A 24,253-nucleotide genomic window follows, 5' to 3' on the forward strand; every position below is an offset into this window, starting at 1 on the left:
GGCGCTACGGCGCGTTCCCGAGCCGATACGATGCCGTGGAGCAATTCGGGAGAGACCGACACGGACAGAAAACGGACAGCGCCGTCCCCAGCCGAGGAGAGAGACTTGGGAGGGGACAGAAACATGTCTGCTGAGACCCACGAAGCGTCGGCCGCCGACGCCGCACTGCGCGCCGACATCCGCCGGCTCGGCTCCCTGCTGGGCCAGAGCCTCGTCCGCCAGGACGGCCAGCAACTGCTCGACCTCGTCGAGGAGGTCCGGGCGCTGGTCCGCGCCGACCCGGAGGCGGCCGCCGAGCGGTTGCACGGGCTCGACGTGGTGACGGGCACGCAGCTGGCGCGCGCCTTCTCGACGTATTTCCACCTCGCCAACATCACCGAGCAGGTCCACCGCGCCCGCGAGCTGCGCCGGATCCGCGTGCGCGAGGGCGGCTGGCTCGAGCGGGCCGCGAAGCTCATCGCCGACCGCGGCGTCGGCGTTCGCGAGATCGGGTCGGTCGCCTCCAAGCTGGCCGTCCGCCCGGTGTTCACCGCGCACCCCACCGAGGCCGCGCGCCGCTCGATCCTGACCAAGCTTCGCGCCGTCGGCGACGAGCTCGACGCCGAGGCCGTGGCCACCGCGCTGGACGGCTCGGCCGAGCCGGACAAGACCCGCACCGCGCGCACCGACCGGCACCTCGCCGAGCTGCTCGACCTGCTCTGGCAGACCGACGAGCTGCGCCTGGAGCGGCCGGAGCCCAGCGACGAGGCCCGCAACGCCGTGTACTACCTGGCCGACCTGGCCGAGGGCGCCGCACCGCAGGTCCTCGACGACCTCTACGAGACGCTGCGCGATCTCGGCGTACAGCTGCCGCCGACGGCGCGACCGCTGACCTTCGGCTCGTGGATCGGCGGCGATCGCGACGGCAACCCGTTCGTGACCCCGGCGGTGACCCGGGACGTGCTGCTCATCCAGCATGAGTACGGCATCCGCATGGCCGAAAGCGTGATCGACGGCCTGATCGACGAGATCTCGGTCTCCAAGCGCCTGCGCGGGGTGTCGCTGGACCTCTCCGCGAGCCTCGCCGCCGACCTGGACAACCTGCCGGAGCTGCCGGCCCGCTACCGCCGGGTCAACATGGAGGAGTCCTACCGGCTCAAGCTGCGCTGCATCCGGCTCAAGCTCGACCACACCCGCACCCGCCTGGCCACCGGCACACCGCACAAGCCCGGCCGCGACTACCTCGGCACCGGCGAGCTCATCGCCGACCTTGAGCTGATGCGGGCGTCGCTGGCGCGCAACGGTGGCCAGCTCGCCGCCACCGGCAAGCTCGCGTCCGCGATCCGCACGCTGTCCGCGTTCGGCCTGCAGCTGGCCACGCTGGACGTGCGCGAGCACGCCGACGCGCACCACGAGGTCCTTTCCCAGCTGTACCGCCGGGTAGGCGAGGTCGACTACGGCGCGCTGGACCGTGACGCGCGCCGCCAGCTGCTCGTCGACGAGCTCAACGGGCGCCGGCCGCTGGCCACCCGCGACACCGGCCTCACCGACAGCGCGCGCAAGACGTTCGACGTGTTCGCCGCGATCCGCGAGGTGCAGGAGCGCTTCGGCCCCGAGGTCGTCGAGACGTACATCATCTCCATGACCCAGGGTATCGACGACGTGCTGGCCGCGGTCGTCCTCGCCCGCGAGTGGGGCCTGGTCGAGGTCAGCGCCGGGGGCGGCTTCGGCGGCGCCTCGATGGAGTCGGCCCGCGCCCGCATCGGCTTCGCGCCGCTGCTGGAGCAGGCGCGGGAGCTGGAGCTGGCCGGCGAGCTGCTCGACGACCTGCTGTCCATCCCGGTGTACCGCGCCATCGTCCGTGCCCGCGGCGACGTGCAGGAGGTCATGCTCGGCTACTCCGACTCCAACAAGGACGCCGGCATCACCACCTCGCAGTGGATGATCCACAAGGCCCAGCGGCAGCTGCGCGACGTCGCGGCCCGCCACGGTGTGCGGCTGCGCCTCTTCCACGGCCGTGGCGGCACCGTCGGTCGCGGCGGCGGCCCCACCCACGAGGCGATCCTGGCCCAGCCGTGGGGCACGCTGGACGGCGCGATCAAGGTGACCGAGCAGGGCGAGGTCATCTCCGACAAGTACACGCTGCCCGCCCTGGCCCGGGAAAATCTCGAGCTCACGCTGGCCGCGGTGCTGCAGAGCGCCCTGCTGCACACCGAGCCGCGCCAGCCCGCCGAGGCCCTGGCCCGCTGGGACGCCGCGATGGAGACCGTCTCCTCCGCCGCGTTCGCCAACTACCGGGCCCTGGTGGAAAATCCGGACCTGCCGGCGTACTTCTGGGCGGCCACCCCGACCGAGCTGCTCGGCGCGCTCAACATCGGCTCGCGTCCGGCCAAGCGGCCCAACGCCGACGCCGGCCTGTCCGGTCTGCGGGCCATCCCGTGGGTGTTCGGCTGGACCCAGTCACGCCAGATCGTGCCCGGCTGGTTCGGCGTGGGCAGCGGCCTGAAGGCGGCCCGCGAGGCCGGCCTCGCCGACGTGCTGCGCGAGATGCACGAGAAGTGGCACTTCTTCGCCACGTTCCTGTCCAACGTCGAGATGATGCTGGCCAAGACCGACTTGGAGATCGCGTCGCGGTATGTCGAGACGCTCGTGCCCGATCCGCTGCGGCCGATCTTCGACGTGATCAGCGAGGAGTACGAGCGGACGGTGGCCGAGGTGCTCGCCATCACCGGCGAGGCCGTGCTGCTCGACCGCCAGCCGGTGCTCCAGCGCACGCTCGGCGTCCGCGACAGCTACCTGCAGCCGCTGCACCATCTGCAGGTGACGCTGCTCGGACAGTATCGCGCGAGCAAGACCGCGGACAGCGGCGCCTGGCCCGGCGGCCGGCGATCCACGCCGGATCCGGCGCTGGAGCGGGCCCTGCTGACCACGATCAACGGCATTGCGGCGGGCATGCGTAACACCGGATGACCGCTGTGGCAGGCTTGCGGACGTGTCTGTGAACGGTTGGGTAGTCGATGGTTGGGCGTTGCCGGACGAAGTGTTACGGGACGCCCCGACCCATACGCCGAAACCGTCCGAGCTCGCCGACCTGGAGCTGCTGCTCTCGGGCGCGTACGCGCCCCTGACCGGCTTCCTGGGCTCGGCAGATCTCATCGCGCTGCGCCGCACCGGCCGGCTCGCCGACGGCACGACGTGGCCGGTGCCGGTGACCCTCGAGGTGCCCCGCAGCCTCGCCGAACAGCTCGACGTGACCAATCCGCTGCGGCGGGTGCTGATCCTCGCCGATCTCGAGGGTGCGCCCGTCGCGGCGCTGGACGCGGTCGAGCTCTACCCGGCACGCCAGACCACGCTCGGCGCCGCGGGCCGCGTCCGCCGCCTCGGCGACGGCGGCCACGGCGCGTTCCGCCGGATGCGCCGGACCCCGGCGGAGGTGCGCGGCTCGCTGCCGCCGGGCCGCATCCTCGGCGTCATCGCCGACCGCCCCCTGCACCGCCCCCAGCTGGCGCAGATCGCCCGCGCCGCCCGCACGCTCGCCGCGCACCTGGTCGTCCTCGTGCCCGTCGACGACCCGGGCCCCGACGGCCTGGCGCCGGAGGCGCTCGTGCGCTGTGTGCTGGCCGCCCGCGACCGGATGCCGGCCTCGACGATCGTGGCCCTGCCGCTGCCCCGCCACGACGGCGACGACATCCGCGACGCCATGCTGCGCACCCGGGTCGCCGCCGCGTACGGCGTCACGCACCTGCTCGCGTCGAGCGAGTCCATGCTCTCCGGCGGCGGCCTGCGGGTGCTGGTACCCCGCGAGCTCGCCTACGACGGCCGCGACGGCCAGTGGCGCTCGCTCGACGACATCCCGCCCCGGTACCGCCGCCTCCCGCTGACCTTCGCCGAGATCGACGACCACCTCGACCGCGGCACGATCCTGCCCGAGTGGCACACGCCCCCGGCCGTGGCGCGCGAGCTCGCCCGCGCCCGCCCGCCCCGCCGCCAGCGTGGCCTCGTGGTGTTCTTCACCGGGCTGTCGGGCTCGGGCAAGTCCACGATGGCCACCGGCCTGGCCGACGCGCTGCTGGAGACCGGCGAGCGCACCGTGACCCTGCTCGACGGCGACATCGTGCGCCGGCACCTCTCGGCCGGCCTGGGCTTCTCCGCCGAGGACCGCGACACGAACATCCGCCGCATCGGCTGGGTCGCCGCCGAGACCGGCCGCCACGGGGGAGTGGCGATCTGCTGCCCGATCGCCCCGTATCGCGACGCCCGCGCCGCGGCCCGCCAGTTCGCCCACAACGCGGGCGCGGGCTTCGTGCTCGTGCACGTCTCGACCCCGCTGGCCGAGTGCGAGCGCCGCGACCGCAAGGGCCTGTACGCCAAGGCCCGCGCCGGCCTGATCAAGGGCATGACGGGCATCGACGACCCGTACGAGGAGCCGCGCGACGCCGAGCTCGCGATCGACACAACGAACCTGTCTCAGGGCGAGGCCGTCACGACGGTCCTGCGCTATCTGGGCAGCCACGGCTGGCTGGACCCTCGCCCGATCCCCTAACGCCACGCAAGGCCAGGGCCGTGTGGGCACCGGTCGCGCACAAAAGGGATGTTCCGGTCGACGGGCGAAAAATCGGCATAAGAGCGACCGTCAATTGGCTGGCAGCGGCAGCCCGCGAGCAGCCTCGGCGCCCACAGTGTGCGGGCTCTCCATGATCACGGGGCGAACGTGCTGCTCCTTGTGCATTTTTACTCCGTGTTCATCGAGAACATGATGGTCGGTCGACGCGGATCGCAGGCGCGGCCCGCGCCGCCCGAACTCGGCTTCTCGCGATGCCAAGCGCCCAATTGGCGGTCACTCTCAGTCGGAAAATATGGCGTCGAGCGTGGCAGCTCGGCCCGCGGACAACAAGCGCGGCGTCGCGAGGGTGGGTGAACCCGGGCGAATCGGCCATCACGCCGACGCGGCCGATGGCGTTAGGGCCTGGAGAACCTGACGCCGAAGGGGCCGCCGCTTCATGGACGCCAACCGCCTGCACACCGCCGAACCCGACTCCCCGGGCGTCGATCTGCTCGGCATGGCCCGGCGCCATTGGTGGCTGGTGCTGGTGCTCGTCCTCGCCGCGGTGGCCGCCGCCGCGCAGTTCACCACGATGCAGACCAAGGTGTACCAGTCCTCGACGTCCGTGCTCGTCTCGCCCATCGGCAACGGCCAGGACGCCAACTCCACCAACGGGCGCACCAAGGGTGACATCAACCTCGACAACGAGGCCCAGCTCGTCAGGTCGACGACCGTGGCCACCGACGCCGCGGCGCTCATGCGCTCCACCACGCCGCCGGACACGTTGGCGGCGAGCGTGCGGGCCGAGGTACCCCCGAACACCACCTTCCTCGTGATCACGTTCTCCGCCGAGTCGGCCGCGGCGGCGCAGGCCGGGTCGCACGCGTTCGCGGAGGCGTACCTGCGCTACCGCGAGGAATCGGCCAAGGCCGACGTCGCCGGGCGGATCGCGATCCTCAACGACAAGATCAACCAGCTGAACGCGGGGCTGACGCAGATCAACGGCAAGCTGGCCACGCTCAAGCCGAGCGACCCCAACCGGCCCAACCTCGAGAGCCAGCGCAGCACGGCGACCTCGCAGATCAACACGCTCTCGGGACAGCTCAACCAGCTGCTGACCACGACGGTGAGCGCCGGGAAGATCACCCGGGACGCGGACCTGCCGAGCGCGCCGGTCAAGCCCAACCGGCTGCTCAACCTGGCCAGCGGTGCGATGGTCGGGCTGCTGCTCGGCGTCGGCGCGGCGATGCTGCGCGAGCGGCTCGACCAGCGGGTCCGGCGCTCGTCCGACCTGCCGCGCCGGGTCGACGTGACGGTGCTCGCCGCCGTTCCGGGACGGGTCAAGCCGCGCCTCGACGACGTGTTCGCGCCGTTCGGCGCCGGGGGGCGGATCTTCAACCGGCTCCGCAACGAGGTGCTCGCGAGCATCCCCGCGCCGGCCGGTGGCGACGCCCGGGTCGTGCTCGCCGGGCAGGTCGTGGTCATCGCCGGCGCGAGCCGCGGTGCCGCCTCGACGGTCGTGGCGGCCAACCTCGCCGCCGCGTTCGCGCGCACCGGCGCGGAGACCGTGCTGGTCTGCGCCCATCTCCCGGACAGCCTCGTCGACACCGCGTCGGTCAACCGCATGCTCGGCGTGCGGGCGGTGCCCGGCCTGTCCGACGTGCTCGCCGGGCGGTTCTCGCTCAGCAGCGCCACCCAGCGCGCGCCGCGGCACCCGAACCTCAGCGTCGTCACCACCGGCGGCACCGCGAGCGCCGGCGGGCTGCTGCAGTCGCAGGCACTGCGCGACACGCTGGCCACGCTGCGCGAGCGCGCCGCGTACGTGGTGGTCGAGGCGCCCTCCACCGCGACCAGCGCCGACGCGCAGAGCCTCGCCGCGCTCGCCGACGCGGCGATCGTCGCGGTCGAGCTGCGGCGCACCCGCAACACCGAGATCGCCGACGCCGCCGACCAGCTGCGCCGGGTCGGTACCCCGCTGCTCGGCGCGGTGGTGCTGCCGAAGCTCGCCGCGCCGCGCACCGTCGACGAGCTGGAGGCGCCGGCCGCGGCGACGGTCGCCGACGACCTGACGACGGTGCTCGACAAGCTGCCGCCCAAGGAGTCGGTGCGGCCGGAGGAGCCGGTGGTCGCCAAGCGGATCCGCACCACGCCGGCGGCGCCCCCGGCACCGGCCCCGGCGAGCGGGCCCGGCCACGGGGTCAACGGCACCGGCGGCGCTAAACCCGGCAAACCGGCCACCGCGACGGCGGCCGTGCCCACGGTGCCCGCCCCGTCCCCGCCGTCGAAGCGACCGACCCGCACCATCTCGGTCACCCGCGTCCCGGCCGAGACCCCCAGCGAGAACGGCGCCGACAAGCGGCGATGACGACCCTCACGAGCCACCCCTCCGCCGAGGTCGCCGCGGCGCCCAGACCGTCACGGCCGGCCCACCGGCTGCGCGCCTGGCCGCTGACCGGGATCCTGCTGCTGTACCCACTGTGGTGGGCGCTCGGCCTCGGCGTGCTCATCTTCTTCTTCGCCGCCGTGCCGATGCTGTGGGCACTGGTGCGCCACCGTGCCGCCGGCCACGTCGTCAAGCTGCCGCCGGCGTTCCTGCTGTGGCTGCTCTTCCTGGCCGCCGTCGGGTTCGGGCTGTTCACGCTCGGCGCCGACCCGGTCGGCACGATCCCGGGGACCGCGGCGAGCCGGCTGGTGTCCTACACGTTCCGCCTCGGCGGCTACTGCGCGCTGACGGTGCTGCTGGTGTACGCGGGCAACCTCGAGCGTCGCGCGCTGAGCCAGGAGCGGCTCGTGCGCCTGCTCGGCTGGCTGTTCACGATCACCGTGGCCGGCGGGCTGCTGGGCATGTTCGCGCCGCGCTTCGAGTTCACCGCGCCGTTCGAGCTGCTGCTGCCGTCGCACGTGCGCAACGACGGCTTCGTACAGTCGCTGGTGCACCCGACCGCGGCGCAGATCATGAACCTGCTGGGCGGGGAGACGCCACGGCCGGGGGCGCCGTGGGGGTACACCAACACCTGGGGCAACAACGTGTGCCTCCTGGCCGGATGGCTCGCCGTCGCCGGCTTCTGCCTGACGCGCCGGAAGCTGGTCAAGATCTTCGCCGCGGTCACGCTGCTGGTGGCGCTGCTCCCGATCGTCTACTCGCTCAATCGCGGGCTGTGGATCGGCCTCGGCGCGATGGCCGTGTACGTGGCCGTGCGCCTGGCGCTGCGCGGCCGGGCCGCGGCCCTGGGCCTGGTCGCCGTGACCGGGGCCGCGGTGGCCGTGGCGCTCGCCGTGACACCGCTCGGCGACGTGGTCAACGCCCGGGTCGAGGACGGCAAGTCCAACGGCGTGCGCATGTACACCACCCAGAAGGCCGTCGACGGCATGCGGGAGTCGCCGCTGATCGGCTTCGGCTCGACCCGCAGCACCATCGGCGGGCGCAACTCGATCGCGGTCGGCGAGAGCGCGGGCTGCGGGCGTTGCGGCAACTTCACCATCGGCGGCAACGGCCAGCTGTGGCAGTTGCTCTACGCGCACGGGCTGCTCGGCACCCTGACGTACACCGGCTTCTTCCTGGCCGCCCTCTGGCGGTTCCGGCGCGACGCCTCGCCCATCGGCCTGGCCGGCGGCGCCGCGCTCGTGTCCAGCTTCACGGCGATGTTCTGGTACAACGCGCTGGTCACCCCGCTGGCACTGACGTTCCTGGCCTATGCCGTTCTGTGGCGCAACCAGCAGAGGGGTTTCCAGCCATGAGTCCGATCAAGACCGCGCCGGCCGCGCTGCGAGCCGACGACGAGCGGCTGCGCGCCCGGTACGTCGAGGAGGTGCTCGCCCTGCTCTACCCGGGCACGGGGGAGCGCCAGGTGGAGTACCTCGTCGTCCCCAACGCCCGCCGGCCGCGGCTGCTCGTCCCGGCCGACGACCGCCGGGTCGCCGCGGCGGCCGTGCGCCGCTACGCCGAGCCGCAGTCCCGCCTGGCCCGGCTCAAGCGCGACACGGTCGTGGCCGCGCTGCGCACCGGCCTGTCCGGCCTGCTGCTGCGCGACCGGCTGCGGGTCCGCGCGGCCGAGGACACGATCGACGCGTACCTGGGCCGCACCCTCGGCACCGAGCTGCGCCTCAGCGTCCACATCGGACCAGCGCGGGCCAACCGCAAGCCGGTGCTGCAACTGCTCGACTCCGCGGGCCGGACGCTCGCCTTCGCCAAGCTCGGCACCTCGGCGCTGACCCGCGCGCTGGTGCGGGCCGAGGCCAACGCGCTCGCCGCGGTCGGCGAGGCCGGCCTGACGTCGGTACGCGTCCCCGAGGTCCTGCACGCCGGGCGCTGGGGCGAGCACGAGGTGCTGGTCCAGTCGGCGCTGCCGGTGTGGCGGCCGCGGTCGGCGCTGACCGCCCCGCGGCTTGCCGGCGCGATGCTGGAGGTCGCGCGCTGCTGCGGCACGAGCCACGGCGCCCTCGACGGCAGCGGGTACTGGACGCGCCTGGGCGCCCGGCTGGCCGCGATCGCCGACCACGCCGAGGGCGCGGCGCTGCGGACGGCGGCGGAGCGCATCGCGCGCGCGGCCGGGCGGGTCGAGCTCTCCTTCGGCTCGTGGCACGGGGACTGGGCACCGTGGAACATGGCGAGCCTGGCCGACGCGGTGCTGGTCTGGGACTGGGAGCGGTTCACGCCCGGCGTGCCGATCGGCTTCGACGCGCTGCACCACGCGCTGCAGGTCGGCATCGGCCACTCACCCTCGGCCGGGCAGGCCGTCAACGAGCTCGTCGCGGCCGCGCCCGGCCTGCTGCTGCCCTTCGGCGTGGTGCACCGCCAGGCGGTCGAGGTGACCGCCCTGCTGTACCTCATCGACCTGGCCACCCGGTACGTCACCGACCGTCAGGCGGAGGCCGGCGCCCGGCTGGGCGTGCTCGGCAGCTGGCTGCTGCCCGTCCTTGTCGCGCGAGTGGAGGCGCTGTAACCATGCCCCTGCCGGTACCCGAGACGATGAAGCGCATCGTCCACTTCGGATCCCGCAACTACGGCCACCTCACCGCGAGGCGGCGGATGCTGCCGTCGTTCCTCATCTGCGGCGGCCAGCGCTGCGGCACGACATCGCTCTATCGCGCCCTGGCCGCGCACCCGGCCGTCATCAAGGCCGTGCTGCACAAGGGCGTGCACTACTTCGACGTCGGCTACCACCGGGGGCTGCGCTGGTATCGCGGCCACTTCCCGCTGCAGCGGCGGGCCGAGCGGGTGCGCACCGAGTTCGGCGTGCCCGCGCAGACCTTCGAGTCCAGCCCGTACTACATGTACCACCCGCACGCGTTGGCCCGCATCGCCGCCGACCTGCCCGGGGTACGCCTTGTGGTGCTGGTTCGCGACCCGGTCGAGCGGGCGTACTCCCAGCACGCCCACGAGGTGGCCCGCGGCTTCGAGCCCGAGGTCGACTTCGGCCGCGCGCTGGAGCTGGAGGAGGCCCGGCTGGCGGGGCAGCGGGAGCGGCTGCTCGCCGACCCGTTCGCGTACAGCTTCTCCCACCAGCACCACGCCTACCGGGCGCGCGGCGAGTACATCGAGTACATCGAGCCGATGGCCCGCCTGCTCGGCCGCGACCGCGTGTACGTGGTGGACAGCACCGAGTTCTTCACCCGGCCCGAGCCCGTCTACGACGCCGTCGTGGACTTCCTCGGCCTGCCGCACGTGAACTCCTACCCGGCCTTCGAGCGGCACAACGCCCGGCCGCGCAACCGTCTCGACGACTCGATCGCGTCGCGGCTCGCGGAGCACTACGCGCCCTACGACGAGCGGCTCGCGGACTGGCTGGGCTTCCGGCCCTCGTGGATGTCCCAGTGACCGGTCCGGAGCGAAGCGGAGGGGCCGGGCATCGGTTGGCTCAGCCTTTAGGTCACGCAACCGAGGAGCGAAGCGGGGAGGGCGTGTGACCGGTCCGGAGCGAAGCGGAGGGGCCGGGCATCGGTTGGCTCAGCCTTTAGGTCACGCAACCGACGAGCGAAGCGAGGAGGGCGTGTGACCGGTCCGGAGCGAAGCGGAGGGGCCGGGCATCGGTTGGCTCAGCCTTTAGGTCACGTGACCGACGAGCGAAGCGAGGAGGGCGCGTGACCGAAACGCTGGAGCGGCCCGCGATCGAGTCGCCCGGCGGGATGCTGCGCGGCGCGGTCCGCGGCGGCATCGCGAACCTGGCCGGCGCGGCGTGCACCGGCCTGGCCGGGGTCGGCGTCACGTGGCTCGCCGCGCGGGCGCTGGACCCGCACGCGGCGGGCGCGTTCTTCGCCGCCACGGCCACCTTCGGCCTCGGCGTCACCGTGGGCAAGCTCGGGGTGCAGACGTCGCTGGTGTACTGGCCCGCCCGGATGCGCGCGGTCGGCGACCTGTCCCGGTTCGCCGAGTGCCTGCGGGTCGCGATGATCCCGGTGGCGTTCGCCGCCGTGTTCGTCGCGGCCGGGCTGTGGTTCGCCGCCGGCGTGCTGCCCGGCCGGCCCGACCTGATCCGGGCGCTCGCGCTGTTCCTGCCGGCGGCCGCGTTCACCGACGTGCTGCTGTCCACGACCCGCGGGCTGCGCGCGATGCGCCCGACGGTGCTGCTCGACCGCGTCATGCGCCCGGCCGCGCAGCTCGCGCTGCTGGCGCTGGTGTGGGTGGCCGGCTGGGGCGAGCAGGTCTTCGCCGCCCTCTGGGCCGTGCCCTACGTGCCGACCGCGCTGCTCGCGGGCTATGCGCTCGCGAAGCTGTACAGCCTGACGAAGCCCGAGAAATCAGCGGTGACCGACTTCACGCCGCGGCGGTTCTGGGGCTTCACCGCACCGCGCGCGGTCGCGAGCCTGGCCCAGATGGCCCTGCAGCGCATCGACGTCCTCATGGTCGCCGCGCTGGCCGGCCTGGCCCCGGCGGCCATGTACGCGGTCGCCGGCCGGTTCGTGATCCTCGGCCAGTTCGTCAACCAGGGCGTGTCGCAGTCGGCCCAGCCGCGCCTGGCCGAGCGGCTCGCCGTGCGCGACGCGGCCGGCGCCAACCTGCTCTACCGGCAGGCCACCGCGTGGGTGGTGCTCTTCTGCTGGCCGATGTACCTGCTCGTGTTCACCTACGCCCCGCAGTACCTCCGCCTCTTCGGCGAGCACTACGAGAACGGCGTCGGCGTGGTGCGTGTGCTGGCCGCCGCGATGCTGGTGGCGACCGCCTGCGGCATGGTCGACGTCGTGCTGGCGATGGCCGGGCGCACCTGGTGGAACCTGGCCAACGTCGGGCTGGCCCTGCTCGTGATGCTCGGCGTCGACGCGGTGCTCATCCCTCGAAGCGGCGCGCTCGGCGCGGCCGCCGGCCTGGCGGCCGCGGTGCTCGTGAACAACCTCGTCCCGCTCGTGCAGGTCGTGCACGGGCTGGGGCTGCACCCCTTCGGCCGGGCGACGCTGCTCGCCTGTGCCATGGCGGCCGGGTTCTTCGCCGCGCCCCAGCTTCTGCTGTGGGCGCTGCACCCCGGGCTGGCCGTGAGACTCGCCGCCACCGGGGCGGGTGCCGTCGCGTACTGCTGCGCGGCGGTGCGGTTCAGAACAGTCCTGATGCAAGGAAGAACCTGATTCATGGGGGGACGATGAGAACGGACTACGCGGAGGTCTTCCAGTCGGAGGCGGCGGTCGACAAGTACGAGCGCGTCGTGTACGCGCCGGAGACCTATGCCACGGCGGTGAGCGTGCGGCAGCGGGCGTTCCTGCGCCGGCTGGTGCGGCGGGAGTTCACCGCGCGGCGCCCGATCCAGCACGACTTCGCCTGCGGGACCGGGCGGGCGATCAAGCTGCTGCACGGCGTGGTTCGGGCCGCGCACGGGTACGACACCTCGGAGCAGATGCTCACGAAGGCCCGGGAGGCGGGCGTCTACGCGAAGCTGCACACAGTGCCGGAGGACGGGGCGGTGCCGGAGCCGGCCACGGTGGAGGGGCCGGCGCTGGTGACGGTGTTCCGGCTGCTGCTCAACGCCCCGAAGGAGGTGCGCGACCGGGCGATCGCGTTCGCGGCCCGGATCCTGCCGGAGTCGGACTCGGGGCTGCTCGTCGTGGAGAACCACGGCAACCGCTCGTCGCTGCGCCATCTGCGGCACCGGCGCCATCGCGGCAACGCGTGGTTCGCCGAGCTGCAGCACTCGGAGGTCGAGCAGCTGCTGGCGCGGCACGGCTTCGAGGTGATCGACCGGCGCGGCTTCGCCGTGTTCCCGGCCGGGGCGTACCGGCGGGATTGGCTGCGGCCGATGGCCCGGCGGGCCGACGACCTCGCCACCCGTTCGCGCCGTCTCTCCGGGATCGCCACGGACGTTCTCTATGTGGCAAGACGCATTCCCAAGTAAGTCCCGTTGCCGGAGAACCTCGAGCAAACACCGCGGAGCGAACGCATGAAGCGGATCGTGCTGACGATCGGCGTGGTGGTCGTGACCGTCGCGGCAGCCGCGGCGGTGACGTTGGCGGTGCTGGATCGCGGCAGAAGACCGGAGCCGCCGGCGGCGGGCCCGTCGTCCACGGTGGACACCGGGACGCCGCCCGCCATCGCGACCTCGCAGGGCCCGTTCCGGGCGGGGCCGGTCGGGCCGCCCGGGCACGGCTCATACCTTGGCGCATGGGTGCGGCCAGAGCGCCTGACCGAGTCGGGCCGGGTGACCGCGATGACGGCGTGGGAGCAGTCGCTGGGCCGCAAGATGGCGATCGTCAACACGTATCGCCGCTTCGACGAGAAGTTCTTCAACGACTCCGACCGCCAGTTCACGGTCCGCGGCAGCACCCTGATGCTGTCGTGGGCCGGCGGCGACACGCGGATGGTCACGATGGGCCGCCACGACGAGCTGATCCGGGAGCGCGCCCGCGAGCTCAAGGCCTTCGGCCATCCGGTGCTGATGCGGTACCGCTGGGAGATGGACCGCCCCAACCTCCGCGCCCAGATGTGGTCCGGGCCGGACTACGTCGCGGCGTGGCGGCATGTGCGCGACATCTTCACGCAGGAGGGTGCGACGAACGCGTCCTGGGTGTGGTGCCCGACCGCCGAGGGCTTCCAAGGCGGCTACGCGGCCGACTTCTACCCCGGCGACGACGCGGTCGACTGGACGTGCGTCGACGTGTACGCCGGCACGAAGTACGCCACCATCGGCGCGCTCATGCGGCCGTTCCTCGAGTTCTGCGCCGGGCGCCCGAACAAGCCGGTGATGATCGGCGAGTTCGGCATCGCCCGCAGCTGGGGCACCGCGCAGCGGGCCGCGTGGCTGCGCGACGCCTCGGCGACGTTCAAGGCCAACCCGCAGATCCGCGCGGTGCTGTACTTCGAGTCCGACCCGCTCAACAACAAGGGCCCTACGAACCAGTTCATGGTCTCCGACGACCCGGACGTGCTCGCCGCGTTCCGCTCGTCGCTCGCGCAGGACGCCTACTACCGGCCGATGACGACCTCAGCACAGCGGTAGCCGCAGACGCGCGATCCTCGCTCAGGCCCGCCCGGTCGCCTGGAGGGTGGCGAGGTCCGCGTAGTGCCCGCCCCGGGCGAGCAGCTCGTCGTGGCTGCCCTGCTCCACGATGCGCCCGCCGTCGAGGACGTAGATGACGTCCGCGTCGCGGACCGTGCTCAGCCGGTGCGCGATGACGATGCGGGTCTGTGGCAGCGTGGCGAGCTCCTGCTCGATGTACGCCTCGGTGGCCGGGTCGAGGTTGCTGGTCGCCTCGTCCAGGAGCAGCAGGCGCGGCCCGGGCAGCAGCGCCCGAGCCAGGGCGATCCGCTGACGCTGGCCGCCGGACAGGCCGCCGCCGTCGACCAGCAGCGTGTCGTACCCCATCGGCATCGCCGCGATCTCCTCATGGATGCCGGCGGTCATCGCGGCGGCGGCCACCCGGGGCAGCGGCGCGCCCGGGTCGGTCAGGCTGATGTTCTCCCGCACGCTGCCGGTGAACAGGGTCGGGTCCTGGATCACCACACCGAACTGGCGGCGCAGCGCGCGCACGTCGAGCGTCGCCGCGTCGTGCCCGCCGTGGAACACCTGCCCCTCGGTCGGCTGGTACAGCCCCAGCAGCAGCCGGGCGAGGGTGCTCTTGCCCGAGCCGGACCGGCCGACGAACGCCACCTTTTGCCCCGGCTCGATCGTGAACGTCACCCCGCGCAGCACCCAGGGCGCCCGCGGGTCGAACCGGAAACCGAGGTCGCGCACCGCCACCCGGCCGTCGAGGGCCGGCACCTCCCGGCCACCCGCCTCCGGCTCCTCGACCAGGATGTCGTCGAGGCGGGCGAGGTGTGCGCCGGTCTGCTGCAACTGCTGCAGGTTGTCCACAATGGACGACAGTGGCGCGAGCGCGGCGGTGGCGAGCGCGCCGAGCGCCAGCATGGTGCCGAGGCTCAGCTCGCCGTGCAGGACCCGCTGCGCGCCGATGAGCAGCAGCAGCGCGGGCGCCAGGTACTGCAGCGCCCCGAGCGCGGTCTCCAGACCGCCACGCACCAGGCCGTGCCGGGTGCCGGCGTTGAGCTGCCTCGCGAACAGGTACGACCAGCGCTGCACGGCGCGTTGCTCGGCGCTGGCCGCCTTGAGCGTCTCGATGCCGCCGAGCGCCTCGATGAGCTGGGCCTGCGCCTTGCCCGAGGCGTGCAGCTCCCGCTCGGCGAGTTCGCCGACCCGGCGCCGGGTCGCCAGCAGCGCCGCCAGCTGGGCGCAGGCGAGCGCGGCAAGGCAGCCGCCGAACACCGGGTCCCGCCACAGCACCAGGCCGAGGTAGCCCAGCGCCAGTGGCGCGTCGAGCAGCGTCGACAGCACGTGGCCGGAGAGGATGTCCCGCAGCGCCGCGACGCTCTGGGTGCGCATCACCAGGTCGCCCGTGCCCCGCTCGGCGAAGAAGCGGTACGGCAGGGCGAACAGGTGCCGCACCACCCCGCCGGTGACGTCGTTGTCGGCGCGTGAGCGCAGCGCCAGCAACAGCCCGGTGCGCAGGAAACCGAGCACGGCCTGGGCCGCGACGGCGACCGCGACGGCGAGTGCGAGCGGCGCCAGCAGGTCGGTGGAGCCGGTGGGCAGCAGCCGGTCCACCAGCAGCGCGGACAGGGCCGGCACCGCGAGGCCTAGCAGCTGCAGCAGCAGCGAGGCGAGCAGCACCTGGGCCAGCACCCAGCGGTAGCGGCGCAGCGCGGCGGTGAGGAGCTGCCGCCGCCAGGGCGACGTGTCCGGTTCGCCGTCGCCGGGCCGGAAGTCCGGGCCCGGTTCGAAGCCGATGACGACGCCGGTGAAGCTGGCGTCGAACTCCTCGCGGCTGAGCCGGCGCCGGCCGGAGACCGGGTCCAGCAGGTGGACCCACCGGCGGCCCCAGCGCTCCAGCAGCACATAGTGGTTGAAGTTCCAGTACAACATCGCGGGTGTCGGTACCGCGGCCAGCTCCTCGGGCCGCAGGGAGAACGCCCGTGCGTGCAGCCCGTAGCCGGTGGCCGCTTCGACCAGGGCCAGGGCGCTCAGCCCGTCGCGTGACACCCCGAGGTCGGACACCACCTGCCGCACCGCGGTGCGCCGGCCGTGGTAGGTGAGCACCATGGCCAGGCAGGCGGCGCCGCAGTCGGCCGCCTTGACCTGCCGCAGCTCCCGCAGACGCCGGCTCATCGCGTCACCGCGAGCACCAGCGGGGCCAGGCCGGCCAGCAGGAGCAGTCCCGCCAGCCATAGCGCCGCGAAGAGCCGGCCGGGCAGCACGCGCAGGTGCTCCTCCTCGACCCGGCCGGCGTCCGCGTGTTGACGCACCGCGGCCGCCAGGAAGACGCCGTTGCGGGTGATGCTCAGGTCATCCACGGGGGCCCCAGTTCCACTCGATCCTCGCTTCGGCCCGGCGTTCGGCCAGCCAGTCGGCGAACAGCCGGCGTGACACTGCCTCCCTGGTGGCGGGCCGCACGCCCAGTACCGATGCGACGAGGAACCGGTCGCCGAGCGGGACCGGCCCGTTGCCGGCGACCGCCTCGGCCAGCTCGGGTCCGAGGTCCGCGCGCGTCACGGTCACCAGGGCCGGCGCCGGGCCGCTGCCGGCGGCGAAGTCGGCGGCCGCGGCGGCAAGCAGGTCGGGAGCCTCCGTCAGCCGGGCCAGCCGTGCCGCCGCGGCGGCGTCCGGGTGCTCGACCCGCACCAGCCGCAGCTGGTCGTAGCGGTGCGAGTCGGCGGTGAGCTCGGCGTCGACGCGGCCGGCCGTGACCCGCTCCCGCAGCCGTGCCACCTGCGCCTGGTGGACCACCAGGTCCTCGAACTGCCGGTCGCTGAGGCGTTCGCGGCGCATCCACTCGCGGGTCGCCTCGGCGGTGAGCAGGCCGCGGGCCCGCCGGAACGCGTCGGCGGCGTCCTGCAGCGCCGCGTCGTCGAGCTCCTCGCCGCCGGCGTCCAGCACCTCGCGCACCAGGCACGTGTCGACGAGCCGGTCGCGCAGCGGCGCTTCCCGCCACAGCACGTCGAGGAAGCCGATCGCGTCGGCCACCTCCAGCTCGACGCCGTTGACCCGCACCAGCAGCATCTCGCCGCCGCGCTGCACGCCGCGCAGCGGCCACGGCAGGGCGTCGTCCGGGCACCACGACAGCGACACCACGCCCGCGTCGGTGGCAGGTTCCCGGACGAGCAGGTCGTAGTGCAGCGACCCGTCGTACTCTTCGCGCTGCCACAGCAGGCGCAGCGCCGCGCCGGGGTGCCGGTCGCGCAGCGCTTCGACGCGGGTGCGGGCCTCGGCCGGCTCGACCTTCTCGGCGGTCGCCGCGCTCAGCAGCCCGACCGCCTCCGCCAGCAGCGTCATGCCGGCACCTCCACCGGACGCACCTCGCCGGTGAGCAGCAGGTCGGCGACCGCGGCGGTGATGGGCAGCCCGGTCGCCAGCTCCAGCCAGTCGTACTGCCCGTTGGGGTTGATCTCCAGGAACACGTAGCGGCCCTCCGGGGTCAGGATCAGGTCGATGGCGCCGTAGCTGAGGCCGAGCCGGCGCACCAGCGCGCGGCAGCGCTCCGCCACGTCGCCGGGCAGCCGGTGAACGTGCAGCGGGGTGTTCTGGTGGTCGTAGCGGCGCCAGTCGTACCGCGTGTGGCGGGTGGCCTGGGAGTGGATCTCGACGGCGAAGACGGCGTCGCCGACAACGGTCACGCGCAGCTCGACGTCCTTCGGCACGTACGCCTGGACGATCATCGGCGCCAACCGCAGCGCGGCGACGTATCCGAGGTCGCGGTTGCTCACCGGCTCGGTGTAGCGGCCCATGGGCGCCTCGGCGGTACCGCGCGGCGAGCGGTGCAGCGGCTTGGTGATGATCTTCCCGTCGTGCGTGTCGTAGAAGTCCAGCAGCCGGTCGGGGTCGGCGGTGATCAGCGTCGGCGGTACCGCGAACCCCAGCTCGACCGCGACCGCGAGGTGGTACGACTTGCGGTCGGCGCGATCGATCACGTCACGGGTGGCGGGCACCTGGCGGCAGGCCAGCGAACGCCACACGCCGTCGAGGTAGGTCTTCACCTCGCCGGCCAGGTGGGCCCGCACCTCCGGGTCGCCGACGGTGTGCGGTGGCACCGGCGCGGTCGGGCGCCGGTGCCACACACACGTCAGACCTTCCAGATCGACGCCCCGGCCGTCGAGACGCAGCCACCGGCGAACGCGGCCGGTGCCACCGGCGGTCATCTCCACCTGCGCATCCGCCGGCACGGCTCCCGGATCGAGCCGGAGCACCTCAGCTCCTCGGGAGGTGAGCAGCGCCGCGACCCGCTCGGCGGTGACGTCGTCGGCGGCGGTGAGGACGAGGATCTGTGCGGTCATGGCGATTTATCGTTCAGTGCTTCGTCCGTTGCCCGGTCAGTCGCTCATGCCGTCGCCGGAACACGACCAGCCGCCGCTGCCCTTCGTGCAGACCTGGCTCTTCGCCCCGCCGCTGATCTGCCGCAGCTCGTCCTCGCGCAGCTCCAAGCCGGTCTTGGCCAACTGGTCGAGCCTGATGCGCGTCGTGGCCTTCTTCAACATCGGAACAGCTCCTTCTTCTCGGTGACACCGGACCGTGCGGTTCGGTGATCACCATTGGAGCCGCGGTGACTTAAGACCCACTTGCGACCGTCTTGCAGTACTGTGTCGCCAACTGGACGGCAACCCGGGGTATCACGTCGCGGTTGTGGCATAAGCGCCGCGGCGTGCGGCGGTCACCGGGATGCCGCGGAGAGTCGGAGGCGGGCCGCCCGCCGGCCGGGCAGACGATAACGTCAAGGCATGTCCCAGGATTTCGTGCCACTGGCCGAGCACATCGCCGACGCGCTGCTCGAGTGTGCGCCCGGGCTCGCCGCCAGCGCGGGCGATCACCGCTTCGACGACCGGCTCCCCGACTACTCCGCCGACGGGGTGTCCGCCGACATCGAGATGCTGCGCGACGCCTCCGCGGCGCTGAGCCAGGTCGACGTCGACGAGCTCGGCGTGCAGGACCAGGTCGACCACGCGGTGCTGCTCGCCCGGGTCGAGCGGATGCTGTTCGAGCGGTCGGAGATCCGCGAGCACGAGTGGAACCCGCTCGTGCACAACCCCGGCAGCCTGCTGCACGGGCTCATCTCGCGGCCGTTCGCGCCGGCGGAGGAGCGGCTCGTGTCGATCGCCGCGCGGCTGTCGGCGATTCCGGACTCGCTAGCGACGGCGCGGGCGGTGCTGGGCGACGCGCCACGGGTGCACGTGGAGACCGCGATCGGGCAGTTCGCCGGGACCGCTCGGCTGGTGCGCGAGGAGTTCGGCGAGCTGTTCAAGGAGGCGCCTGGCCTGGCCGAGGTGGTCGCGCCGGCGCAGGAGCGGGCCGCGGCCGAGCTCGACGCCTTCGCGCAGTGGCTGCGCGGGCGGCTGGAGCCTGCCGGGGAATCGGCCGAGCGCGACCCGCGGCTGGGCCGGCGGCTGTGGGAGGCGCGGCTGTGGCACACGCTGGACACCGAGCTCAGCGCGCGAACGGTGCTCGAGCGCGCCGAGGCCAACCTCGAGCGGGTGAGCGGCGAGCTGCGGGCCGTGGCGGCGGAGCTGACCGGTGGGGCGGAGTCGACGCGGACGGTGCGGGAGGCGCTGGCCCGCGCGGCCGCGGACGTGCCGGACAACGACACGATCGTCGAGCTGGCGAAGGTGTCGCTGGACGAGGCGACCGCGTTCGTGCGGGACCACGATCTGGTCACGCTGGTCGACGACCCACTGGTGATCATGGAGATGCCGGAGTTCGCGCGGGGGGTGGCGGTGGCGTACTGCGACCCGCCGGGCCTGCTCGAGCCGGCCGAGCTGCCGACGTTCTTCTGCATCTCGCCGACCCCGGCGGACTGGTCGGCGGAGCGGGTGGCGTCGTTCTATCGTGAGTACAACAGCCACATGCTGCGCGACCTGACCGTGCACGAGGCGACGCCGGGGCACTTCCTGCAGTTGGCGCACGCGCGCCGGTTCCGGGGTCGCACGCGGGCGCGGGCGATCGGCTGGTCGGGGCCCTTCGTGGAGGGTTGGGCGGTCTACGCCGAGGAGCTCATGGCCGGCCGCGGCTTCGGCGGCCTTCCGGTGCGCCTCCAGCAGCTCAAGATGCAGCTGCGGATGAGCATCAACGCGATCATCGACCAGCGCGTGCACTGCGACGGGATGACCGAGGACGAGGCGATGGCGCTCATGATGGAGCGCGGCTTCCAGGAGGAGGGTGAGGCGGCCGGCAAGTGGCGGCGCGTGCTGCTGAGCTCGACGCAGCTCTCGACGTACTTCGTGGGCTACACCGAGGTTCGGCAGATCGCGGATGAACGTCCGGCGAACGTCACGCTCCGCGACTGGCACGACCGGATGCTGGCGCACGGCTCGCCCCCGCCCCGCCACCTGCGCACGCTGCTGGAGCTTTAACCCGAAGCGCATGCAAGATCCGCCCGGACGATAGGCTCAGAGGTGCCGCACCGTGGCGGCCGACCAAACTTTTTTCTGCAGGGAGTGACACGACAGTGGCCACTATCGAAGCAATCGGCGCGCGGGAGATCCTCGACTCGCGGGGCAACCCGACGGTCGAGGTCGAGGTCGTTCTCGACGACGGCACCCTGGCCCGGGCGGCGGTGCCCTCGGGCGCCTCCACCGGCGCCTTCGAGGCCAACGAGCTGCGCGACGGCGACAGCAAGCGCTACCTCGGCAAGGGCGTGGAGAAGGCCGTCGACAACGTCAACGAGCGCATCGCCGAGGCCGTCCGCGGCTTCGACGCCACCGAGCAGCGCCTCGTCGACCAGGCCATGCTCGACCTCGACGGCACCCCGGAGAAGTCGGAGCTCGGCGCCAACGCGATCCTCGGTGTCTCGCTCGCGGTGGCCAAGGCCGCCGCCGACTCATCCGGCCTGAGCCTGTTCAAGTACCTCGGCGGCCCCAACGCGCACGTCCTGCCGGTGCCGATGATGAACATCCTCAACGGCGGCGCGCACGCGGACTCCAACGTGGACATCCAGGAGTTCATGATCGCGCCGATCGGCGCCCCGTCGTTCCGTGAGGCGCTGCGCACCGGCGCCGAGGTGTACCACACGCTCAAGTCGGTGCTGAAGAAGAAGGGCCTGGCCACCGGCCTGGGCGACGAGGGCGGCTTCGCCCCGAGCCTGCCGACCAACGCCGCCGCGCTCGATCTGATCGCGGAGGCCGTGGAGAAGGCCGGCTACTCGCTGGGCAGCGACATCGTGCTCGCGCTCGACGTGGCCGCCACCGAGTTCCACAAGGACGGCGCCTACGGCTTCGAGGGCGGCAGCAAGTCGTCCGAGGAGATGATCGCCTACTACACGCAGCTCGTGGACGCCTACCCGATCGTCTCCATCGAGGACCCGCTGTCCGAGGAGGACTGGGACGGCTGGAAGGCGATGACCGACGCGCTCGGCGGCCGCATCCAGATCGTCGGCGACGACCTGTTCGTCACCAACCCGCAGCGCATCGCCCGGGGCATCGCCACCCAGACCGCCAACGCGGTGCTGGTGAAGGTGAACCAGATCGGCTCGCTCACCGAGACGCTCGACGCCGTCGACCTGGCCCACCGCGCCGGGTTCCGCACGATGATGAGCCACCGCTCGGGCGAGACCGAGGACACCACGATCGCCGACCTCGCCGTCGCCGTGGGCAGCGGCCAGATCAAGACCGGCGCGCCGGCCCGCTCCGAGCGGGTCGCGAAGTACAACCAGCTGCTGCGTATCGAGGACGAGCTCGACGACGCGGCGCGCTACGCCGGGCGCGGGGCCTTCCCGCGGTACCGTTAACCGTTCTTGATGGCCCGCGGCCCGCGCGTGATGCGCGGGCCGCGGGTCGCGCGGACCTTGGGGGAGGGCATGCAGCAGCGCACCAGGCCGAGCGGGCCGGGTGGGCCGGGTGGACGCGGCGCGGGGTCCCGCGGCTCGGCGTCCAGAGGCCAGCGTGGCGGCCCGCACGCCGGTGCGAGTCGCGCGCCCTCCCGCCCGATGGTGGCCCGGCGGGCTGCCACGACCGGCGGCGCGGCGATGCGCACCCGCGCGCCGCAGCCGCGCCGGTTCACCAGCCGGGCGGTGCTGCTCAGCATCGTCCTGCTGGTGTTGCTGCTCGCCTACGCCTATCCGGTCCGGGTGTATCTGGCCCAGCAGGCCGAGATCCAGGCGCTGGAGGAGAGCCAGCACCGGCAGGCCGCCAAGGTCGCCGAGATGGAGGCGCGGGCGAAGAAGTGGGACGATCCCGAATACGTGATCTCCCAGGCCCGCCAGCGGCTGCACATGGTGCTGCCTGGCGAGAAGCCGTGGTTGGTGGTCGATCCGGCCAACAGCCGGGAGGCCGATCCCACCGATCTGCCGGGGGCGCCGAAGCCGCCCCGGCCCTGGTACGGCAAGCTGTGGTCGAGCGTCGAGGCGGCGGGCAAGCAGTGACGGAGTTCGACAGAGTGGATGCCGGGGAGCCCGTGAGGGCCACCGAGGAGGATCTCGCGGTGGTCGCGGCGCAGCTCGGCCGCACGCCCCGGGGCACCCGCGCGGTCGCCCACCGCTGCCCGTGCGGGCTGCCCGACGTCGTGGAGACCACGCCGCGGCTGCCCGACGGCACGCCCTTTCCGACGCTGTTCTACCTCACCTGTCCCCGGGCGGTGCACGAGTGCAGCCGGCTGGAGTCCTCCGGGCTGATGCGCGAGATGGGCGCCCGGCTGGCCGCGGACCCGGAGCTGGCCGCGCAGTACCAGCGCGCGCACGTGGACTACCTGCGCCGCCGGGAGCAGGTCGGGCACGTCGAGGAGATCGCCGGGGTGTCCGCGGGCGGCATGCCGACCCGGGTGAAGTGCCTGCACGTGCACCTCGGCCACGCCCTCGCGGTCGGTCCGGGCGTCAACCCCTTCGGGGACGAGACCCGTGAGCTCGCGGGCGAGTGGTGGAAGGCGGGGCCGTGCGTCTCGATCGACGGGGCGGCCTCACTCGACGCTGGTGACGACTGAGCGCATGAGCTGACCACCGGGAGCCCGTGGTGTCCACGAGCTCCGGGCGGTGGCGTCATTTGTTCGGTGCGGGCGGAGCGGTGCCCTCGATGATCTGGGCGCCCTTCGGCGGTGCGAACGCCTGCGCGTCGACCTTGTCGCTGTACTTGGTCAGCTCCACGCCGAGCGGCTTGTCGTCCGTGCCGACCCCCTTGAACCGGGTGAGCAGGCCGCTCTCCGAGACGCAGACGTGGAACTCCTTCGCCGTGACCGCGTTGGGGTCGGCGTCGCGAGGGATGCCCGTCACATCGAGACAGTCGCTCTTGAGACCCGCGATCGTCTCGGTGTTCTCGGCGATCTTGACGCCCGGCACGACGGCGGCGGCGATCATGAGCGCCACCGCCATCTCGGCGTTGACGAAGCCGCCGCCGGCGACCGCCGAGAGGTACGCGGACTGGTCGGACTTCGACAGCTGTCCGGTCTGCACCGGGCTCTTGTGGCATACGAGCTTGGCGCCGGGCTTGCCCGAGCAGTTGTACAGCGTGTCGTCGGTGAGGATGAACCGTCCCGCGGTGCCCAGGTAGGCGGCCTTCGGCGGCTGCTGCACAACGGTGGTGGTCTTCCCGTCGTCCTTGGAGCCGTCGATGTTCTTGTAGTCGGCGGTGAACGTCAGCTCACCGGACTTGCCGAGCCGGTCGGAGAGCTTGGAGATCGCGTTGACGTTGTCGACGGCCTGCTTGACCTTGCCGAGCACGCCGCAGCCCAGCGCGCCGGCGCCGAGCACGATTGCGGTTGCCGTGGCGAGCAGCCGGGATGCGGTTCGGTTCATGTCGCACAATGTGGGGGCCGCCGGGCCGTCCTGGCAACCATGTGTCAGCAGGGCGACCCGTTCACCGAGCAACTCGTCGGCTGCGCGGCCGCGCCCTTGGCCTCGAAGCCCATCCGGATGGCCCCGCCGGCCTCGAGATAGGTGTTGTACGCCTGCGAGTGCATCACGAGCCGGCCCGGCTGCACCTCCGCCTTGGCGCCCCAGGTCGAGGTCACGTCGACGCTCTGGGGCAGCCCGAGCTGGACCGTCCAGCCCGTCAGCGGCTGGCTGCTCAGGTTGGTGAGCGTCACCTCGGCGTTGAAGCCGTCCTTCCACTGGCTGCGCACCGAGTACGCGGCCTTGACCGTCCCGGGGGCGGCCGTGCCACGGGCGCTCGGGGTGTTCTTCGCCGCCGCGCTCGGCCCGGCGGTGCCCACCACCCTCGCCGGTCGCGGGTTATCGTCGCCCTTGGTCACGTACAGGACCGTCATCGTGCAGGCCAGCACCGTCATCACCGCAGCGGTGACCATCAGCACCCGGTCGCGTGTCAGATGCCACATCCGCGCGCCACTA

Annotated in this window: 20 protein-coding genes; 13 read left to right on the plus strand and 7 right to left on the minus strand. The window is 72.8% G+C overall.

Translation table 11 applies throughout. The annotated features are described in order from the left end of the window. Positions 1 to 123 precede the first annotated feature (123 nt). The 9 genes from ppc (at position 124) to ABT297_RS16265 (ending at position 13,941) form a co-directional block, all read left to right on the plus strand. On the plus strand, positions 124 to 2,949 hold the full coding sequence (gene ppc / locus ABT297_RS16225; protein WP_350549566.1) for a phosphoenolpyruvate carboxylase: 2,826 nt from the start codon (positions 124 to 126) through the stop codon (positions 2,947 to 2,949). Positions 2,950 to 2,977: 28 nt separating this feature from the next. Beyond that, positions 2,978 to 4,522, plus strand: a complete 1,545-nt coding sequence (cysC, locus tag ABT297_RS16230) for an adenylyl-sulfate kinase (protein WP_350549569.1) — start codon at positions 2,978 to 2,980, stop codon at positions 4,520 to 4,522. A 457-nt stretch (positions 4,523 to 4,979) separates the two neighbouring features. After that, positions 4,980 to 6,887, plus strand: a complete 1,908-nt coding sequence (locus ABT297_RS16235; RefSeq protein ID WP_350549572.1) for a Wzz/FepE/Etk N-terminal domain-containing protein — start codon at positions 4,980 to 4,982, stop codon at positions 6,885 to 6,887. Next, positions 6,884 to 8,260 (plus strand): O-antigen ligase family protein, encoded by a 1,377-nt coding sequence (locus ABT297_RS16240; protein ID WP_350549575.1) that lies wholly within the window; start codon positions 6,884 to 6,886, stop codon positions 8,258 to 8,260. Before ABT297_RS16235 ends, ABT297_RS16240 begins: the two co-directional genes overlap by 4 nt. Continuing rightward, positions 8,257 to 9,465, plus strand: a complete 1,209-nt coding sequence (locus ABT297_RS16245) for a hypothetical protein (RefSeq protein WP_350549578.1) — start codon at positions 8,257 to 8,259, stop codon at positions 9,463 to 9,465. The genes ABT297_RS16240 and ABT297_RS16245 overlap by 4 nt, the downstream gene beginning before the upstream one ends. A gap of 2 nt (positions 9,466 to 9,467) precedes the next feature. Further along, positions 9,468 to 10,340 (plus strand): sulfotransferase domain-containing protein, encoded by an 873-nt coding sequence (locus ABT297_RS16250; protein ID WP_350549580.1) that lies wholly within the window; start codon positions 9,468 to 9,470, stop codon positions 10,338 to 10,340. 263 nt (positions 10,341 to 10,603) lie between these two features. Continuing rightward, entirely contained in the window at positions 10,604 to 12,079 is a 1,476-nt protein-coding gene (locus ABT297_RS16255) for a lipopolysaccharide biosynthesis protein (RefSeq protein ID WP_350549582.1), read from the plus strand. A gap of 14 nt (positions 12,080 to 12,093) precedes the next feature. Beyond that, positions 12,094 to 12,840 carry a class I SAM-dependent methyltransferase gene (locus tag ABT297_RS16260; protein ID WP_350549585.1) on the plus strand — a complete coding sequence of 249 codons (747 nt, stop codon included), beginning with the start codon at positions 12,094 to 12,096 and terminating at the stop codon, positions 12,838 to 12,840. Between the two features lie 6 nt (positions 12,841 to 12,846). Further along, the gene (locus ABT297_RS16265; RefSeq protein ID WP_502885577.1) at positions 12,847 to 13,941 is read left to right on the plus strand and encodes a glycoside hydrolase family 26 protein; all 1,095 of its coding nucleotides are present in this window, start codon (positions 12,847 to 12,849) and stop codon (positions 13,939 to 13,941) included. Positions 13,942 to 13,962: 21 nt separating this feature from the next. Here the strand turns inward: ABT297_RS16265 and ABT297_RS16270 are convergent, their stop codons facing one another. Genes ABT297_RS16270 through ABT297_RS16290 form a run of 5 tightly spaced genes read right to left on the minus strand, consistent with a single transcriptional unit; the run spans position 13,963 to position 18,467 of the window. Next, positions 13,963 to 16,104: a peptidase domain-containing ABC transporter gene (locus tag ABT297_RS16270; RefSeq protein ID WP_350549590.1), complete on the minus strand. Its 2,142-nt coding sequence runs from the start codon at positions 16,102 to 16,104 to the stop codon at positions 13,963 to 13,965. Further along, positions 16,101 to 16,289, minus strand: coding sequence for a hypothetical protein (locus ABT297_RS16275; RefSeq protein ID WP_350549593.1), 189 nt, complete (start codon positions 16,287 to 16,289; stop codon positions 16,101 to 16,103). Before ABT297_RS16275 ends, ABT297_RS16270 begins: the two co-directional genes overlap by 4 nt. Next, on the minus strand, positions 16,282 to 17,268 hold the full coding sequence (locus ABT297_RS16280) for a TIGR04500 family putative peptide maturation system protein (RefSeq protein WP_350549596.1): 987 nt from the start codon (positions 17,266 to 17,268) through the stop codon (positions 16,282 to 16,284). Before ABT297_RS16280 ends, ABT297_RS16275 begins: the two co-directional genes overlap by 8 nt. Then, positions 17,265 to 18,266 carry an MvdC/MvdD family ATP grasp protein gene (locus tag ABT297_RS16285; RefSeq protein WP_350549599.1) on the minus strand — a complete coding sequence of 334 codons (1,002 nt, stop codon included), beginning with the start codon at positions 18,264 to 18,266 and terminating at the stop codon, positions 17,265 to 17,267. Before ABT297_RS16285 ends, ABT297_RS16280 begins: the two co-directional genes overlap by 4 nt. 36 nt (positions 18,267 to 18,302) lie before the next feature. Continuing rightward, positions 18,303 to 18,467 (minus strand): hypothetical protein, encoded by a 165-nt coding sequence (locus ABT297_RS16290; RefSeq protein WP_350549601.1) that lies wholly within the window; start codon positions 18,465 to 18,467, stop codon positions 18,303 to 18,305. 240 nt (positions 18,468 to 18,707) lie between these two features. Between ABT297_RS16290 and ABT297_RS16295 the strand changes: the two genes are divergently transcribed. The 4 genes from ABT297_RS16295 (at position 18,708) to ABT297_RS16310 (ending at position 22,893) form a co-directional block, all read left to right on the plus strand. Beyond that, complete coding sequence (locus ABT297_RS16295) at positions 18,708 to 20,333, plus strand: DUF885 domain-containing protein (protein WP_350549604.1); 1,626 nt, start codon at positions 18,708 to 18,710, stop codon at positions 20,331 to 20,333. A gap of 95 nt (positions 20,334 to 20,428) precedes the next feature. After that, positions 20,429 to 21,706, plus strand: a complete 1,278-nt coding sequence (gene eno, locus ABT297_RS16300) for a phosphopyruvate hydratase (RefSeq protein WP_350549606.1) — start codon at positions 20,429 to 20,431, stop codon at positions 21,704 to 21,706. Between the two features lie 198 nt (positions 21,707 to 21,904). Next, positions 21,905 to 22,339 carry an FtsB family cell division protein gene (locus ABT297_RS16305; protein WP_350549609.1) on the plus strand — a complete coding sequence of 145 codons (435 nt, stop codon included), beginning with the start codon at positions 21,905 to 21,907 and terminating at the stop codon, positions 22,337 to 22,339. Then, entirely contained in the window at positions 22,336 to 22,893 is a 558-nt protein-coding gene (locus ABT297_RS16310) for a DUF501 domain-containing protein (RefSeq protein WP_350549612.1), read from the plus strand. The genes ABT297_RS16305 and ABT297_RS16310 overlap by 4 nt, the downstream gene beginning before the upstream one ends. Positions 22,894 to 22,948: 55 nt before the next feature. Here ABT297_RS16310 and ABT297_RS16315 read toward each other — a convergent pair whose 3' ends face one another. Together ABT297_RS16315 and ABT297_RS16320 are read right to left on the minus strand one after the other, a co-directional pair. Continuing rightward, entirely contained in the window at positions 22,949 to 23,701 is a 753-nt protein-coding gene (locus ABT297_RS16315; protein WP_350549615.1) for a hypothetical protein, read from the minus strand. A 44-nt stretch (positions 23,702 to 23,745) separates the two neighbouring features. Continuing rightward, on the minus strand, positions 23,746 to 24,240 hold the full coding sequence (locus ABT297_RS16320; protein ID WP_350549618.1) for a cellulose binding domain-containing protein: 495 nt from the start codon (positions 24,238 to 24,240) through the stop codon (positions 23,746 to 23,748). Between the last annotated feature and the right edge of the window lie 13 nt (positions 24,241 to 24,253).

The organism is Dactylosporangium sp. NPDC000555 (genome assembly GCF_040300025.1).
In the GTDB taxonomy this organism is placed as follows: Bacteria; Actinomycetota; Actinomycetes; order Mycobacteriales; family Micromonosporaceae; genus Dactylosporangium.